The sequence below is a fragment of the Moheibacter stercoris genome (assembly GCF_040545805.1).
Taxonomy (GTDB): Bacteria; Bacteroidota; Bacteroidia; order Flavobacteriales; family Weeksellaceae; genus Moheibacter; species Moheibacter stercoris.
Window position 1 is genome coordinate 1 of sequence record NZ_JBEPMO010000014.1, and the last position, 15,590, is coordinate 15,590.

At 36.4% G+C, this 15,590-nt stretch carries 17 protein-coding genes; 3 read left to right on the forward strand and 14 right to left on the reverse strand.

Annotated features, from left to right (window positions below; all coding sequences use genetic code 11):
* Positions 1 to 118: 118 nt before the first annotated feature.
* The 5 genes from pyk to ABID46_RS10440 are packed head-to-tail and all read right to left on the reverse strand — an operon-like array spanning position 119 to position 4,306.
* A complete protein-coding gene (gene pyk, locus ABID46_RS10420; RefSeq protein WP_354509813.1) occupies positions 119 to 1,561 on the reverse strand; it encodes a pyruvate kinase in 1,443 nt (480 codons plus the stop codon).
* A gap of 12 nt (positions 1,562 to 1,573) precedes the next feature.
* On the reverse strand, positions 1,574 to 2,029 hold the full coding sequence (locus tag ABID46_RS10425) for an IPExxxVDY family protein (protein ID WP_354509815.1): 456 nt from the start codon (positions 2,027 to 2,029) through the stop codon (positions 1,574 to 1,576).
* Complete coding sequence (gene rnc / locus ABID46_RS10430; RefSeq protein ID WP_354509817.1) at positions 2,026 to 2,790, reverse strand: ribonuclease III; 765 nt, start codon at positions 2,788 to 2,790, stop codon at positions 2,026 to 2,028. Before rnc ends, ABID46_RS10425 begins: the two co-directional genes overlap by 4 nt.
* Positions 2,791 to 2,799: 9 nt before the next feature.
* Entirely contained in the window at positions 2,800 to 4,047 is a 1,248-nt protein-coding gene (gene fabF / locus ABID46_RS10435; protein ID WP_354509819.1) for a beta-ketoacyl-ACP synthase II, read from the reverse strand.
* Positions 4,048 to 4,069: 22 nt separating this feature from the next.
* A complete protein-coding gene (locus tag ABID46_RS10440) occupies positions 4,070 to 4,306 on the reverse strand; it encodes an acyl carrier protein (RefSeq protein ID WP_182042247.1) in 237 nt (78 codons plus the stop codon).
* Positions 4,307 to 4,525: 219 nt separating this feature from the next.
* On the opposite strand from ABID46_RS10440, the gene pckA reads away from it, so the two are divergent.
* A complete protein-coding gene (gene pckA, locus ABID46_RS10445; RefSeq protein ID WP_354509821.1) occupies positions 4,526 to 6,100 on the forward strand; it encodes a phosphoenolpyruvate carboxykinase (ATP) in 1,575 nt (524 codons plus the stop codon).
* Positions 6,101 to 6,169: 69 nt separating this feature from the next.
* On the opposite strand, the gene gldC is transcribed toward pckA, so the two are convergent.
* On the reverse strand, positions 6,170 to 6,496 hold the full coding sequence (gene gldC / locus ABID46_RS10450; protein ID WP_354509823.1) for a gliding motility protein GldC: 327 nt from the start codon (positions 6,494 to 6,496) through the stop codon (positions 6,170 to 6,172).
* 22 nt (positions 6,497 to 6,518) lie between these two features.
* A complete protein-coding gene (gene gldB, locus ABID46_RS10455; protein WP_354509825.1) occupies positions 6,519 to 7,559 on the reverse strand; it encodes a gliding motility lipoprotein GldB in 1,041 nt (346 codons plus the stop codon).
* A gap of 90 nt (positions 7,560 to 7,649) precedes the next feature.
* Here gldB and nadE point away from each other — a divergent pair, with 90 nt between their 5' ends.
* Together nadE and ABID46_RS10465 are read left to right on the forward strand one after the other, a co-directional pair.
* Positions 7,650 to 8,441 carry an NAD(+) synthase gene (nadE, locus tag ABID46_RS10460; protein WP_354509827.1) on the forward strand — a complete coding sequence of 264 codons (792 nt, stop codon included), beginning with the start codon at positions 7,650 to 7,652 and terminating at the stop codon, positions 8,439 to 8,441.
* A gap of 52 nt (positions 8,442 to 8,493) precedes the next feature.
* Complete coding sequence (locus tag ABID46_RS10465; protein ID WP_354509829.1) at positions 8,494 to 9,222, forward strand: hypothetical protein; 729 nt, start codon at positions 8,494 to 8,496, stop codon at positions 9,220 to 9,222.
* Between the two features lie 3 nt (positions 9,223 to 9,225).
* On the opposite strand, the gene ABID46_RS10470 is transcribed toward ABID46_RS10465, so the two are convergent.
* From ABID46_RS10470 to ccoS, 7 genes are read right to left on the reverse strand one after another with little or no spacing between them, the layout of a single operon-like run.
* A complete protein-coding gene (locus tag ABID46_RS10470; RefSeq protein ID WP_354509831.1) occupies positions 9,226 to 9,939 on the reverse strand; it encodes a sulfite exporter TauE/SafE family protein in 714 nt (237 codons plus the stop codon).
* The gene (locus ABID46_RS10475; RefSeq protein ID WP_354509833.1) at positions 9,918 to 10,367 is read right to left on the reverse strand and encodes a FixH family protein; all 450 of its coding nucleotides are present in this window, start codon (positions 10,365 to 10,367) and stop codon (positions 9,918 to 9,920) included. The genes ABID46_RS10470 and ABID46_RS10475 overlap by 22 nt, the downstream gene beginning before the upstream one ends.
* Before the next feature lie 21 nt (positions 10,368 to 10,388).
* The gene (gene ccoG / locus ABID46_RS10480; protein ID WP_354509835.1) at positions 10,389 to 11,846 is read right to left on the reverse strand and encodes a cytochrome c oxidase accessory protein CcoG; all 1,458 of its coding nucleotides are present in this window, start codon (positions 11,844 to 11,846) and stop codon (positions 10,389 to 10,391) included.
* Positions 11,847 to 11,893: 47 nt separating this feature from the next.
* The gene (locus tag ABID46_RS10485; protein WP_354509837.1) at positions 11,894 to 12,889 is read right to left on the reverse strand and encodes a cbb3-type cytochrome c oxidase N-terminal domain-containing protein; all 996 of its coding nucleotides are present in this window, start codon (positions 12,887 to 12,889) and stop codon (positions 11,894 to 11,896) included.
* Positions 12,890 to 12,940: 51 nt separating this feature from the next.
* A complete protein-coding gene (locus ABID46_RS10490; protein ID WP_354509839.1) occupies positions 12,941 to 13,117 on the reverse strand; it encodes a cbb3-type cytochrome c oxidase subunit 3 in 177 nt (58 codons plus the stop codon).
* Between the two features lie 2 nt (positions 13,118 to 13,119).
* Positions 13,120 to 15,396, reverse strand: a complete 2,277-nt coding sequence (ccoO, locus tag ABID46_RS10495) for a cytochrome-c oxidase, cbb3-type subunit II (RefSeq protein ID WP_354509841.1) — start codon at positions 15,394 to 15,396, stop codon at positions 13,120 to 13,122.
* Positions 15,396 to 15,560, reverse strand: a complete 165-nt coding sequence (gene ccoS, locus ABID46_RS10500; RefSeq protein WP_354509843.1) for a cbb3-type cytochrome oxidase assembly protein CcoS — start codon at positions 15,558 to 15,560, stop codon at positions 15,396 to 15,398. The genes ccoO and ccoS overlap by 1 nt, the downstream gene beginning before the upstream one ends.
* Positions 15,561 to 15,590: the final 30 nt, after the last annotated feature.

Consider the following 15,590-nt stretch of genomic DNA (forward strand, 5'->3'; position numbering starts at 1 on the left):
AAATATAGAACCTATAAAACAAAAAACAGTAGCAACTTAATAGCTACTACTGTTTAATTTATGTATTTTTAATCACTGAAAATCTGTATCTATTTATCAGGACTAGTCAAAGGTTTTCTTAAATCGTAGTCAAACGAACGGTATTGGTCATACCTTTTTCGAATACTGGCATTGCATTTAGATTGATGACATAATCGCCGTAATTCACAAATCCGTTTTCCAACGCAATTTTATTTACTTCAATTACAGTTTCATCTGTGCTTCTATTTCCAGCATCATAATACATCGCTTTTACACCCCAAAGTAAGTTTAAACGACGTACGATGTTTTTATTGGGCGTATAAACCAAAATATGAGCAATAGGTCGATACGATGAAATTTGAAAGGCTGTATAACCTGAATAAGTCAAAGTTGATATTGCTTTTGCTCCTGTTAACTTTACCATTTCGGCAGCATTGTAACAAACAATTTTCGTAACGAAACGATCGTTTTTATTGTTTGGTTTTAACTTTGGAACATTGATTAAATCTGAATCTTCTACACGTTGAAGAATTTTGGTCATCGTCTCAATTACTTGAACCGGATATTTCCCAACAGAAGTTTCACCACTCAACATTACAGCATCGACACCATCAAAAACGGCATTGGCAACGTCATTCACTTCAGCTCTCGTCGGAGTTAAGCTAGAGATCATGCTTTCCATCATTTGAGTAGCCACAATCACAGGGATTCTCGCCAATTTCGCTTTTGCCACAATCATTTTCTGACTTTGCGGAACCACCTCCATTGGCAATTCAACACCTAAATCTCCACGAGCAACCATTAAACCATCTACTGAAGCAATGATTTCATCTATGTTATCAAGTGCTTCTGGCTTTTCAATTTTGGCAATGATTGGAATTTTATGGTCAGAATTTTCTTTGATCAATTTTTTCAAGTCTTCTACATCTTGTGCAGTTCGTACAAATGACAAAGCAATCCAATCTACTCCTTGACTGATGGCAAATTTCGCATCTTCAATGTCTTTTGGCGTTAAAGCTGGAAGAGAAATTTTGGTATTGGGTAGATTAACTCCCTTTTTTGACGAAAGTGGTCCACCTTGAATGACTTCTGCTTTAACTTCATCAATTTTATTGGTACTGATAACTTTCAAAATTAACTTCCCATCATCGATCAAGATATTTTCACCTACTTGAACGTCCTTCGGAAATAATTTATAGGTCATGAATACCTTTTCTTTGGTCCCTTTTAAGTTTTCATTGGTAAACGACAAAATATCTCCAGGTTCCAAAAATACCGTTTCTTCCATTTCTCCGATTCGAAGTTTAGGTCCTTGCAAATCGGCTAAAACAGCAGTGTTATATCCGTATTCTTCATTTAATCGATGAATTTGTTTGATTTTTTCCTCCACAATGGCATAATCCGCATGGGAAAAATTCACTCGGAAAACATCAACTCCACGATCCATCATCAAACGTAGCGTTTCTTCGGGTTCTGTAGATGGTCCCAAAGTTGCAACGATTTTGGTTTTCTTTAAATATTTAGGATTATAATATAACATGTACTTCGTATTTTAAAATATTAATCGATTGATTGTTTTGATATGATCTATTTCAAGCGGAACAATTTTCTGAATATAAGCTCCTTCTTGCATCGGCAATTGCACATCATCTAAATCCATCACTTTCAACAAATAATTGTATTGTTTAAATTGTGGAATGATGGGAGGCGCTACATCAAATAATCCTGACAAAGTTCGTTCATTTTCAGAAGAATTCAAGGAATATGCAGCATTCTTAATGATATAATAAAGTATTCCCGATTGGCAATCTTCCCACTCAAATGTAGGATAATAGGAAACCTCACCTTCAATTTTCACATCCAAATCCTGGCAACGACTAAATTGAGTTTCGTAGACACGATTGAGATGAAAGACAAATTGAGCTGGATCTGAAAAATTAGAAGCAATACCAAAAAGCTGAAAATCTAAGAAATCAGCTTCGTCCATCATTAAGGTTTTCATGATCATTGAAATAGGTTTTCCATCTTTTTTTGCAGAAAATAATAGGCTCTTTTGGAGGCATTTTCTTCTGCTTTTTTCTTGGAAGTTCCGCGACCTTTCGCAACCACTTTTTCATTTAAACGCACGACTGACACAAAAACGATTAGGTCTTCTGCATTATCCTCCTCAAAGGTATTGAAGGTTATTTTATTTTTTGTTTTTTGGGCCCATTCCAAAATTAAACTTTTATAACTAGAAATTGTTTTTTCTAATTTTTGAATATCAATATGATTATCAATAATTCGTTTAAAAATGAAATTTGCCGAAAAATCAAATCCCTTATCCAAATAAATGGCACCAATTAAGGCTTCAACCAAATCTCCGTTGATGTCTTCTCCTAAATTGGGATTACCACCAGGGTGCAAACGTTTGGCAAGTTTTAATTCTTTTCCAATTTCGTTTAATTGACTTCTTGAAACCATTTTGGATCTCATTTTGGTCAAATATCCTTCTTGTTTATCGGGAGCTTGCTCATAAATAAATACGGCAATAATCAATCCTAAAACTGCATCTCCTAAAAATTCGAGACGTTCAAAATTGACATCTTTCCCGTTTTCATCTTTGACTTGGGCAGATCTATGTACAAATGCTTCTTTGTAAATCTCAATATTGGAAGGTGTAAAGCCCAAAATATGAGACAAAAAAACCATCAATTCATCTTCATCAGCTGAATGATTGGGTTTGACGTCTTTGGAAAATCTTCCTTTAATTTTTTCCCAAAAAAGCATAAGGAAATATTAGATTTTTTTGAACACAACACAAGCATTGTGACCTCCAAATCCAAAAGTATTACTCATCGCAACACGAATTTCCTTTTCAACCGGTTTATTAAATGTGAAATTCAATCGGCGATCTAAATTTTCATCATCTGTAAAGTGATTGATTGTTGGAGGAACAAGATTGTGCATTATTGCACCTACAACCGAAACTGATTCAACCGCACCCGCAGCTCCCAAAAGGTGACCTGTCATGGATTTGGTAGAATTGATCTGAATATTGTAGGCGTGATCACCAAAAAGTTTTTGTACAGCTTTGGATTCTGCAATGTCTCCAAGTGGCGTTGAAGTACCATGCATATTGATATGGTCAACTTCTTCCAAGGAAACTTTTGCATCTTTCAAGGCATTTTTCATCACATTGTAAGCACCCAAACCTTCAGGATGTGGGGCAGTTAAATGATGAGCGTCCGCCGACAAACCACCGCCGACCAATTCCGCATAAATTTTGGCACCTCTTGCTTTTGCGTGTTCGTATTCTTCAAGGATAATGGAAGCACCACCTTCTCCCATAACAAATCCATCACGATCTTTGTCAAAAGGGCGTGATGCTGTTTTAGGATCGTCATTTCTGACCGATAATGCATGCATGGCATTGAATCCACCAATACTTGAAGCCGTAACTGCAGCTTCTGAACCACCTGATACGATCACATCAGCTTTTCCTAATTGGATAAGCATCAAAGAATCAATCAAGGCATTGGTCGAAGAAGCACAAGCTGAAACCGTGGTATAATTTGGTCCCATAAAACCAAATTCCATCGATATATGACCTGGCGTGATATCGGCAATCATTTTGGGTATAAAGAAAGGATTGAAACGAGGAATACCATTCCCAGTTGCAAACCCTGAAACTTCTTCTTCAAAAGTTTTGATCCCACCGATACCAGAACCCCAAATAACCCCAACACGTTCTTTGTTGACGTTGGATTCTAAAATACCGCTATGGGCAACAGCTTCGCGAGCTGCAACGATACCAAGCTGACCGCATCTGTCTAATTTTCTAGCTTCTTTACGATCAAAGTGATCTTCGGCATTAAAGTTTTTGACTTCGCAAGCAAATTGCGTCTTGAACTGGCTGGCATCAAACAGGGTTATTGGTGCAGCTCCACTAACGCCATTAATCAATGCATTCCAATAGTCTTGGAAGTTATTACCAATGGGTGTGAGCGCACCTATACCTGTTACTACAACTCTTTTTAATTCCATAAAAGGAAAATGAATGAGAGAATTACTTATTTAAATCTTCAATGTATTGAACAGCTTGTCCTACTGTTGAAATTTTTTCAGCTTGATCGTCTGGGATTTGAATGTCGAATTCTTTTTCAAACTCCATAATCAACTCTACTGTATCCAAAGAATCAGCACCTAAATCGTTTGTAAAGCTTGCTTCTAAGGTTACTTCACTTTCATCAACGCCTAATTTATCTACGATGATTGCTTTTACTCTTGATGTAATGTCAGACATAATTATTGTTTTAATTGTTTTTTTGATTTGGCAAAAATAAAAAACTTTAACCAATGTTCCACATAAAATGTAATGCAAACATAGTTATCGTTCAAACCTTACAAATATATAGAAATATTTGAATGAATCTAAAATGATAAAAATCAAACGATTCAACGCTAAATTGTTTTAAATTTGCCACTTTACCTAGTATTAATAATTCACGCAACAACAACACAAATGGATGCAAAACTTGCAAATTATGGAATTTCAGCGGATAACGTAAAATGGAATTTATCTCCAGAAGAGCTTATCCAAATTGCATTAGATAAAAAACAAGTTGAAAAAGCTTCTTCAGGAGCAATCAACGTATTAACAGGAAAATTTACCGGAAGATCTCCACAAGACCGTTTCATTGTAAAAGATGAAATTACTGAAAATACAGTATGGTGGGATGGGAAAACAAACTTGCCTTTTGATTCTGACAAATTTGATGCTTTATACGATAAAGTAACCAAGCATTTAAGTGGAAAAGAATTATTTGTCCGTGATGTTTTTGCATGTGCAGACGACCGTTACAAATTAAAAATTAGAGCCATCAACGAAATGCCATGGGCTAATTTATTTGTATACAATATGTTTATCAATCCAACCGCTTCAGAATTGGAAAGCTTCGGTGATCCAGAATGGTTGATTGTTTCAGCTCCAAGCTTCGAAGCAGATCCAGAAGTTGATGGAACAAGACAAGGAAACTTTGCAATCTTGAACTTTTCTCGTAAAATCGCTTTGATTGGAGGAACAGGATATACTGGGGAAATGAAAAAAGGTATTTTCTCTGCCTTGAACTTCATTTTGCCTACTTATAAAAATACATTGCCAATGCACTGTTCTGCCAATATGGGAGAAGATGGTGATACAGCAATGTTCTTTGGTTTGTCTGGAACCGGTAAAACAACTTTGTCTGCTGACAAAAACCGTAAATTAATCGGTGATGATGAGCACGGATGGACCGATGACAACACAATCTTCAACTTTGAAGGTGGATGTTACGCAAAAGTCATCAACCTTTCTGCTGAAGGTGAGCCAGAAATCTTTGGAGCAATCAAAGAAGGTTCATTGTTGGAAAACTGTGTTTTTAAACCAGGAACTAATGAAGTTGATTTCGAAGACAAATCCATTACTGAAAATACGCGTGTAAGTTATCCAATTGATTATATTGAAAATATTGCGGTTCCTTCTTTAGGGAAAAACCCAAAAAATATTTTCTTTTTGTCATTTGATGCTTTTGGGGTTTTCCCTCCAATTGCGAAATTGAATCCAAATCAAGCAGCTTACTTATTCATTTCTGGATATACATCAAAGGTAGCAGGAACAGAGGCTGGTGTAACAGAACCACAAACGACATTCTCCACTTGTTTTGGAGCTCCTTTCATGCCATTGCACCCAACAAAATATGCTTCTTTGTTAAGCGATAAAGTTGCGAAAACAGGTGTAAACGTTTGGTTGTTGAACACAGGATGGAATGGACAAGGAAAACGTATGAGCTTAAAAGACACACGCGCGGTGATCAATGCAGCTTTACGTGGAGATTTGGACAATGTAGAATTCAAACAAGATCCTTATTTCGGATTTGAAATTCCTCAAACTTGCCCAGGTGTTTCTTCTGACGAAATCTTGAAAGTAGAATCTTCTTGGACAGATATGGCTGCTTATGATGAGAAAGCGAAATCTTTGGCAAGCAAATTCAAAGAAAACTTCAAGAAATTTGAATCATTCGCTGACGCTGATTTGTTAAGCGGAGGACCTTTGGTTTAAGATTCTTTAAAATTATATACTAAAAAAACCTTCTCAATGAGAAGGTTTTTTTATGAGTTGAATTGAAATTTATCCTTTAATTCCTGCTTTGTGTGCAAAGTTTTCAGCAAATTCAATGATATAATCCGACACTTCATCTTCACTTGTTGCACGCAAATACGAATTCGCCATCGAAATAAAAATCTGGTGATAGAATCGTTTCATATCATCCATCGGCATTTCTTTGGTCCATAAATCAATACGCAATGCTTCTTTTTCTTTATCGTCCCATACAGAAATCATAGCCGCTTTGGTTTCTTGGTTATCAATCCCGCCATCTTGCGCATTCCAAGACATTTTCTCTGGCACATGATTTTCATCTAATTCTATATCAACGGTAATTTGGGTCTTTCTCATTTTGTCTTTTTTATTGGAATAATTAATCTTCGTATTGTTTTACTTCGTCTTTAGACGCTTGTTTTGTTGGCGTATAATCTCCATCTTTCGCTTTTGGTTTGTATTTGGATTCTTTGAAGATGGTTTGAGTATCGGTTTGGATGAATTGTTCCAACGTCAAATCCGAATTTCTATCCAAATATTCACGACAAATCTGCCAACCTACAAATGCACCAATTCTTCCTGGAGAATCGGCTTCAATTTCGTTTAAGAATTTCGAAAAGGGTCCTGGATTTAAAAATCGTTCTTTCAAGGCACGATCTGTTTCAAACAACATATTTTGTTCGACGAAATAATTCCAGATATTCCCTTCATTGGCAATTGCCCAATTCAATTCATCTTCGGTATACCCAATTTTCAAATAGTCTGGAGTTTTCGGAATCAAAGCATCGGCCAAAATCAAACTTTTCCCCTCATTGACCATCAAATCAACGAAAGATTGTTGACGCGGATTGAAAGGAATGATTTCGCGACCAATTGCCTGAACAGTTCCAGCTGCAACATGATTGGGTGTCATATTTTTCGCCATGTACGGATATACTCTTTCTCGCCCATACAAAGCTGACTTACTTCCCAAAAATCCATCCAATGCAATGAACATCATGCCTTCTTTACGTCCGTACAAAATTGGTTCGTAAATATTTTGCAATCCCGACGAATAAACATAAATCTGCGGAATGATTTCATTGGGGAAATAGTATTTGTAATGTGCAAACAAGGATTTCAATTCTTCTTGATAATTGGGTTTCGCAAACACTTTATTAACCGAATCAAAAACGGTTAATTCCAACGTATCTCTTCTCATTTTTTCCCAAACAACTCCTTCGGTCGTATTGTCAAAGAAAAAAGGATATTTTGTCTGAATTTCGAGTAAAGGTTTGTTCAGATCAAAGAAATCTTTGCTGATGTCGGTAAACTTCAATTCGACTTTTTCTTCGGGTAATTTCACGTCCCAACGGTCCTTTTTACCACAAGAAATCATCCAAAAAGAAAAGACTAAAATTAAAAGAGGTATGTTTTTCATGTTGTTAGATTCTATTTTGTTTTGGTTCACACTAAGCTTTCAATTGATTATCTTTGAAGTTTAATTTGAATCCCCAAATTTAATCATATAATGCAGACCGAAAAAATCATCCATCATATTGTTAACTGGTTAACGAATTATTTAGAAACTTCCCATCAAAAAGGATTTGTAATCGGAATTTCTGGAGGAATTGATTCAGCGGTTACATCGACACTTTGCGCCATGACGGGATATCCTGTTTTGTGTTTGGAAATGCCCATTCATCAAGCAGAAAATCAAGTTTCACGCGCTCAAAACCATATCAAGTGGTTAAAAGAAAATTTTCCGAAAACCCAAGATAAACGAGTGGATTTAACGCCGGTTTATGATCAATTTGTGGAAAGTGTTGAAAAATCAGAAAACGAATATTCCTATCATCTTTCCCTTGCCAATACGCGCGCACGTTTGCGCATGACGAGCTTGTATTATTATGCGGGAATCAACAGTTACATTGTGGCTGGAACAGGAAACAAAGTGGAAGATTTCGGAGTGGGATTTTTTACCAAATACGGTGATGGCGGAGTTGACATAAGTCCGATTGCTGATTTGATGAAATCGGAAGTTTATGAAATTGCGGAATTTTTAGGTATCAATCAAGACATTCAAACTGCCGCGCCTACCGACGGACTTTTTGGCGATAACCGAACCGATGAAGATCAAATCGGAGCGAGTTATGATGAATTGGAAATAGCCATGAAAGCTTTTGAACAAGGAAAATCTACAGATGATTTTCAAGGAAGAGAAAAAGAAGTCTTTGAAATTTTCGTCAAACGTCATAAAGCCAATTTGCACAAAATGGTTCCAATTCCCGTTTGTGAAATTCCGAAGGAGTGGAAATCATAAAGATCATATATCAAAAATAATTTCCTATCTTCAGGTCAAATAATTTGACTTCATGAAAACCTATTTGCTTCTTTTTTCATTTTTGCTCTTATTAAATTGCCGAAATGTAGAATCCAATTCAATCGAATCTTCATCCAATACAACTGAATCAACCTCTAATTCCGCCGTAGAAAATCAAAAAGATTCTCTAAAAATTCAAACATATAAATTTGAAGAAATCAATAATTCGGGAATCTTAATTTTCCCTTTGGAAATGGCTGAGTCGGACAATAAAAGAAAAACAGATTATAAAGATGTTGGGAATTTCGGTCATTGGAATATGGTTTTTTACAACACGCATACAAAGAACTATCATCTTTTGAGTGAGCAAAAAATGATTATCGAAAGATATTTCACTCCAGAGTTAGACAAATCGAAGAAAGAAGAACAATTGCCTTTTCTATTTTTTGAAATAAAAGTTGACGACTACAATCAAGACAAACTATTGGACCTTAAAGACCCAACTTATTTGTTCGTGACCGATTTAGAAGGGAAAAATTTGAAACAAATTTCTCCTAAAAATATGGATTTGACAAAATGGAATTACATCTCAAGCTCAAAACAATTCTTGATCAGTTCCAAAGTTGATTCCGATAAAAATAAAAAATTTGATCACTACGATGAAATCAGAACATATTTAGTTCCAATTGATTCTCTAGAAAGTCCAAAAGAAATTTTCAGTGAAGAATTCAAAACAGAATTAAAAGAATTGTTCAAAAGAGACTGGAAAAAGATTAAATAATCCTTAATGATTATGTCCCTCTACTCCTACTTCTAAATTTTCAGATGCAGGTGAAATAAATGGAATATCTAAATTAAGTCCACGGAGGATAAATAGAATTCCCAAAATCACCATGACATAAGGAAGAATTTTGAGAATTTTCTCCCTCGTTTGAACGCTGATTGCATTACCCATCAAAACGGTCGTATACATCAACGGAATCGTCCCTAACCCAAATAAAAACATAAACAATGTACCACCTTGAATGCTTCCCATCGCCAATGAACCCGTAAGCGCTGCGTAAACCGCACCACAAGGAAGCAATCCATTCAACAATCCGGTAATAAATAAAGATGAATACTTTTTTTGGCGAAGGTATTTTCCCAATCCCATTTTGATTTGGTACATCAATTTAGAAAAAGGTTTGAACCCCAATTGATCAGATCCTAAATTTTTGGGTAAAATCGCCATCGCGATCATCAAGATTCCAATGGCAATACTTAAAGGTTGTTGAATCCCCGCAAAGGATGCTCCCAAACCAAAAATACCTAAAATTCCACCCATCAAAGTATAGGTTGTAACTCGCCCGAATTGATAGGTTAAGTTACGGGTAGTAAAATCGATGGGATTGGAAGGATTAAGTCCCAAAGACAAAGCAATAGGTCCGCACATTCCCACACAATGTAGGCTGGATGTTAAACCAAGTGTTAAAGCGATTATGATGAAGGAGAATTCCAATTCACCGTTTTTTTGATTAAATAGTTTTGACCATTTTGAACCCAACGAAGGTCTACTTCATATTGACCATTTTCCAACTGTTCGGCATGAATTAATTGTTCCATACGGGAATTCAATTTCAATTCTTTTGTTACATCAAATTCACTGTTGTTGGAACGTAAAAAACGAATATGTCCTGAAGTGGGTTGTTCTTTGAATCGAATCATATAACCATTGGCTTGTTGAACAATTTCGGGTTGATTGCTCATCGCATTGGCTCTCTTGGCTGCATCTATATCATCTTGGTAAACGACTGTTTTTTCGTAATAATTATCGTCCACCATTTCTCCCATATTTCCAGAGAAAAATACCAGAGATGAAATGAAAATCATGAAACACCCCAATGCTACCATAATTCCGTGCCCCCATGTAAATTTAAACTTACTCATACTTCATTTATTATTTTAGAATTAATGTGGAGCAGAAAAACTTGTGGTATAATCGTCTAATTCTTTTCCATTTTCGTCAACTGCGATAAACACAACACGCTCTTTGTAGGTTTTGATATCCTCCAAAGGAATTGTTACCATTACAGATCCTTGGGCAACTTTTCCTCTTTCCAAGAACATTGGTGTTGTGCCATCTAAAACTCGAACTTTTCCAGAATCATGAGATTTGATTCCGAAGTGGACTTTCAAATCCTCATTGGTTTTGTTATAAAGCGTGAACTGATACAAATTGGAAATATTGGTTCCTTCTATTTTATAGTTTCGACCTGGAACATGTAAGAATTTCACTTCGACATCATTTCGACTGAACAAGAAAATGTTGATGGCAGCAATCATTCCAATTAAGGCAATCGTATAGGCAATCATACGACCTGTAATTTTGAATTTCGCTCCCGTTTCAATTTCTTCTTCTGAAGCGTAACGAATTAATCCTCTTGGAAGATTGATTTTGTCCATGACTTCGTCACAAGCATCGATACATGCTGTACAATTCACACATTCCAATTGCGTTCCGTTTCTGATGTCGATTCCCGTAGGACAAACAACGACACATTGTTTACAATCGATACAATCTCCTTTACCTTCGGCAATTCTGTCTTCTCCTTTTTTGAATTTGGCACGACCAGCAGAACGCTCTCCACGTTTGAAATCGTACGCTACAATGATCGTCTTTTTATCGATCAACACTCCTTGCAAACGACCATACGGACAAACCAAAGTACATGCTTGCTCACGGAACCATGAAAAGACAAAATAGAAAATTCCTGTAAATGCCAACAACCAAAAGAACGTACTCAAATGTTGACCTGGACCATCTTGAATTAATTTCAATAATTCATCTGAACCAATGATATAGGCTAAAAAGATATTGGCAACTAAAAACGAAACCAACAAGAATAGCGACCATTTCAACAAACGTTTTCTAATCTTTTCTTCGTCCCAAGCTTGTTTCGCTAATTTGATTTGTTTCGGACGGTCTCCATCGATCCAGAATTCAATTCGGCGAAAAACATTTTCCATGAAAATGGTTTGCGGACAAATCCATCCACAAAAAATTCGACCATACACCACCGTAAACAATACAATGGAAACGATACTGGTAATCATACCAATCGCTAAAAGAAAGAAATCTGAAGTGAAAAATGGAAATCCGAAAATGATGAATTGACCTTTCGGGATGTTGAACAAGAAAAGTGGATTTCCGTTTGGTAATTTGATGAAAGGAGATAAAACTAAAATGGCTAACAAAATCCAACTAACGTACATACGATAGGTGGTAAATCTCCCGGATGGTTTTTTAGGGAAAACCCATTGGCGTTTTCCCTTTTTATCCATCGTTCCGATTGTATTTCGGAATGCTTCTTCTTCTAAAGAAATTTGTTCTAAGTCTTTATCTTTTATTTGAGATTGATCTCCCATAATCTTCCGTCTCTATTTTCTCAACGGATAGATAACCGTTAAGACGATTACTTAATACTGTCTGTCTTTGCCGCTGGAGCTGCTTCAGCCGCAGCACCACCTCTAGACCATTCAGCAATTAATTCTCCTTGAGGTGCAGCACCACCCTCGCTTTCTGTAATAGGTGCTAATTCTTGGTTCATATAATATACATAGGAAGCTACCTTTTCAATTGATAAACCGGTTAATTCACCACGTTGACCAAATGCACGCATCTGAGCATTTTTAGGACTACCATTGTATACGATATCGTAAATATTGTAGAACAAGCTATCTTGGGTTTTGTTGATCCAATAATCATCTGTTAGGTTTGGACCAATACCTCCTGCACCATTGGCAGTGTGACAAGTAGCACATAATTGTTCAAATGTTTTTTTACCTTCTTCAATAGCTTGAGGATCGGTATATTTATTGACAGCACCTTCCATGCTAATGTCGTTTTCTGCAATCCATATATCTACTAATTCTTGCTGTCTAGCATTATCAACTTCGTATTCCTCGTAAGGTTTTGCGAAATCGGTAAATCCATACGCCAATAAATAAACCACACAATATACAATTCCACCATAGAATAAGGCCAACCACCATTGAGGAAGAGCGTTGTCAAGCTCCTTAATTCCATCAAAACCGTGGTCCAAAATGATTGCCTGTTCTTCTTCATCGGATTGTCTTTCACTACTACTTCTCAACAAACGAGAAAAATAATTTTGCTTAGACATTACCACATATTGTTCTTGTTGAACTGGTGATAATTTTTTGAATTTTTGGCTTTCTACAACTTTGTTGATTGCATTTACGATCAATAACATGATCAATGCAATGATTAGAATACCGATTGCTACCCAATCTGAAAAAGTTTCTTTGAAATGATTCCAGGAATCTTGGATAAATCCTACAAATCCAGGATTTCTATCAAAACCAACAGGTGTAACCATCATAATCATTCCGATAATGGAGATCATTACAAGTGGAATAAAAACTCTCCCCGGTGTACGTTGTTTCATTTGAACTAAGTTTTATTTATTGTCAAAAATTAGTAACCTAATTTCCTTTGATTATTTTTCGTTGTCATCTAATGGAAGATTGGCGTCTTCCTGATAATATTCTTTCGGACGTTTCCAAATGAAGAATACTAATGCAGTAAAGAAAATAACAAACAATAATAAGGATGTTGATTGCAATAACTGCGCGTAATCATAATTGGTAAATGCGTCCTTGAAATATTTAAGCATGATTAATTATTTATACTCGTTGTCTGGGTATTCTCTGTAGAAATATCTGTTCCTAATCTTTGCAAATAAGCAATCAAAGCAACAATCTCTCTATCTCTTAACGGAACGAATTCCTCTCCTTTCTCAGTTTGCTCTTTCGCGTATTTGTTTTTCAAATCGGCAGCTTCTGCAAAAATTCTTTCTTCAATCGCAATCGCTTGCTTATCCATTGAAGTTTGAATACTATCTAAATCATCTTCTGTATATGGAACCCCTAATTTCACTAAAGCTTCCATTTTATTTTTCGTAATAGATCGATCCAATTCATTGTCAATTAACCAAGGGTAACGAGGCATGATTGAACCTGGTGATGTATCACGTGGATCCCACATGTGCTTGTAATGCCAAGAATCTGGGTTCTTACCACCTTGTCTATGTAAATCTGGTCCCGAACGTTGAGAACCCCATAAGAATGGATGGTGGTATACATATTCTCCTGGTTTTGAATATTCTCCATAACGTTTTACTTCATCACGGAATGGACGAATCATCTGCGTATGACATGCGTTACATCCTTCACGGATATACAAGTCGCGACCTTCTAATTCCAATGCTGTATACGGTGTAACTGAAGCAATCGTAGGAACGTTAGATTTTACAACAATTGTTGGTACAATTTCCACTAAACCTCCAATAGCTACTGCAACAAATGATAATACAGTTAACAAAGTAGGCATTCTTTCTATCCAAGTATGAACTCCTTCTCCTTTTTTACGAGCTGAACTAATTTTTGCTAATGCTGGAGCTTCCGCAGCTTCATTGGCAACAAATGATCCTGAACGTACTGTTTTCCAAACGTTCACTACCATTAATACAGCACCAATCAAGTACAAAGTACCTCCAAATGCTCTCATTGGATATAACCAATCTTTTAAGATGGTTACAGTTTGTAAGAAGTTACCATATTTCAAAGTTCCATCTTCATTGAATTCTTGCCACATTAAACCTTGAGTCCATCCAGCAACATACATCGGGATAACCCAGAATAACATACCCAAAGTACCAATCCAGAAGTGAGTGTTCGCTAATTTATTAGAAGCCAATTTCGTGTTAAACAATCTAGGCGTTAACCAATAAATCATACCGAAAATGATGAAACCATTCCAACCTAAAGTACCTACGTGAACGTGAGCCGGAACCCAGTCAGTAAAGTGACCAATTTTATTCAAAGTTTTGGTTGCCAACAAAGGACCTTCAAAGGTTGCCATACCATAACAAGTAATTGCAACCACCATGAATTTCAATACTGGCTCTTCTCTTACTTTATCCCAAGCACCTCTTAAGGTCAACAAACCATTTAACATACCTCCCCAAGATGGAGCAATCAACATAATAGAAAATCCTGTTCCTACTGCTTGAACCCAAGCTGGAAGTGAGGTATACAATAAGTGGTGAGGACCAGCCCAGATATAGATAAAGATCAAAGACCAGAAGTGAATAATCGATAATTTGTATGAGAATACAGGACGATTGGCTGCTTTAGGAACGAAATAATACATCAAACCTAAGATTGGCGTTGTCAATACGAATGCTACCGCATTGTGACCATACCACCATTGAACCAAGGCATCTTGAACTCCAGCATAGATAGAGTAACTCTTAGGATTTAACAAATTCCAGTGAACCGGTAATTCTAAGTTGTTAAAAATATGCAACATCGCTACTGCCACCCATGTTCCTAAAAAGAACCAAATGGCAACATACAAGTGACGTACACGACGTTTAGCTATCGTCATAAACATGTTGATACCAAAAATAATCCATGATACTGCGATCAAGATATCCAATGGCCACTCATGTTCTGCGTATTCTTTAGAAGTGTTAATACCCAATAAAAATGTAACCAAAGACAATAAGATGAACAACTGCCAGCTCCAGAAGTGAACCCAGCTTAAGGTATCGCTACCCATTCTGGTTTTCAACAATCTTTGCATACAGTAGTAAGCACCTAAAAAGAATCCGTTACCTACAAAGGCAAAAATCGCAAATGTTGTGTGAATCATTCTCAAACGACCAAATCCCATTTTACCATTGGTTGCAGATAAACCTTCAATTCCAGCACCAAATAAAGGTGTTACGTCACCATCATCTGATCCAAAGATGTAATCTGGTAATTCTGGAAAAAACTTTAAGGTCGCTACCAAAACACCAAAAAAGAAGGCTAATACCGCCCAAAAAATGGTAGCATAAAGGAAATACTTTACGATCTTATTATCGTACTTAAAAGTTTGCATTTGCATTACGTATCGATTTTGTCTTTAACTTTTTTATCGTCCATGAGCATTCGAACTGCAGGCGACTCGTCTTCGTCAAATTGACCTTTCTTGGCTCCCAATAAAAACAATATTAGGAACACAGCAGCCAATGAAACGCTCGCGATCACCATTAAAATCACAATCCCCATAACGTCTACAAATGTACAATTGGAATCCTA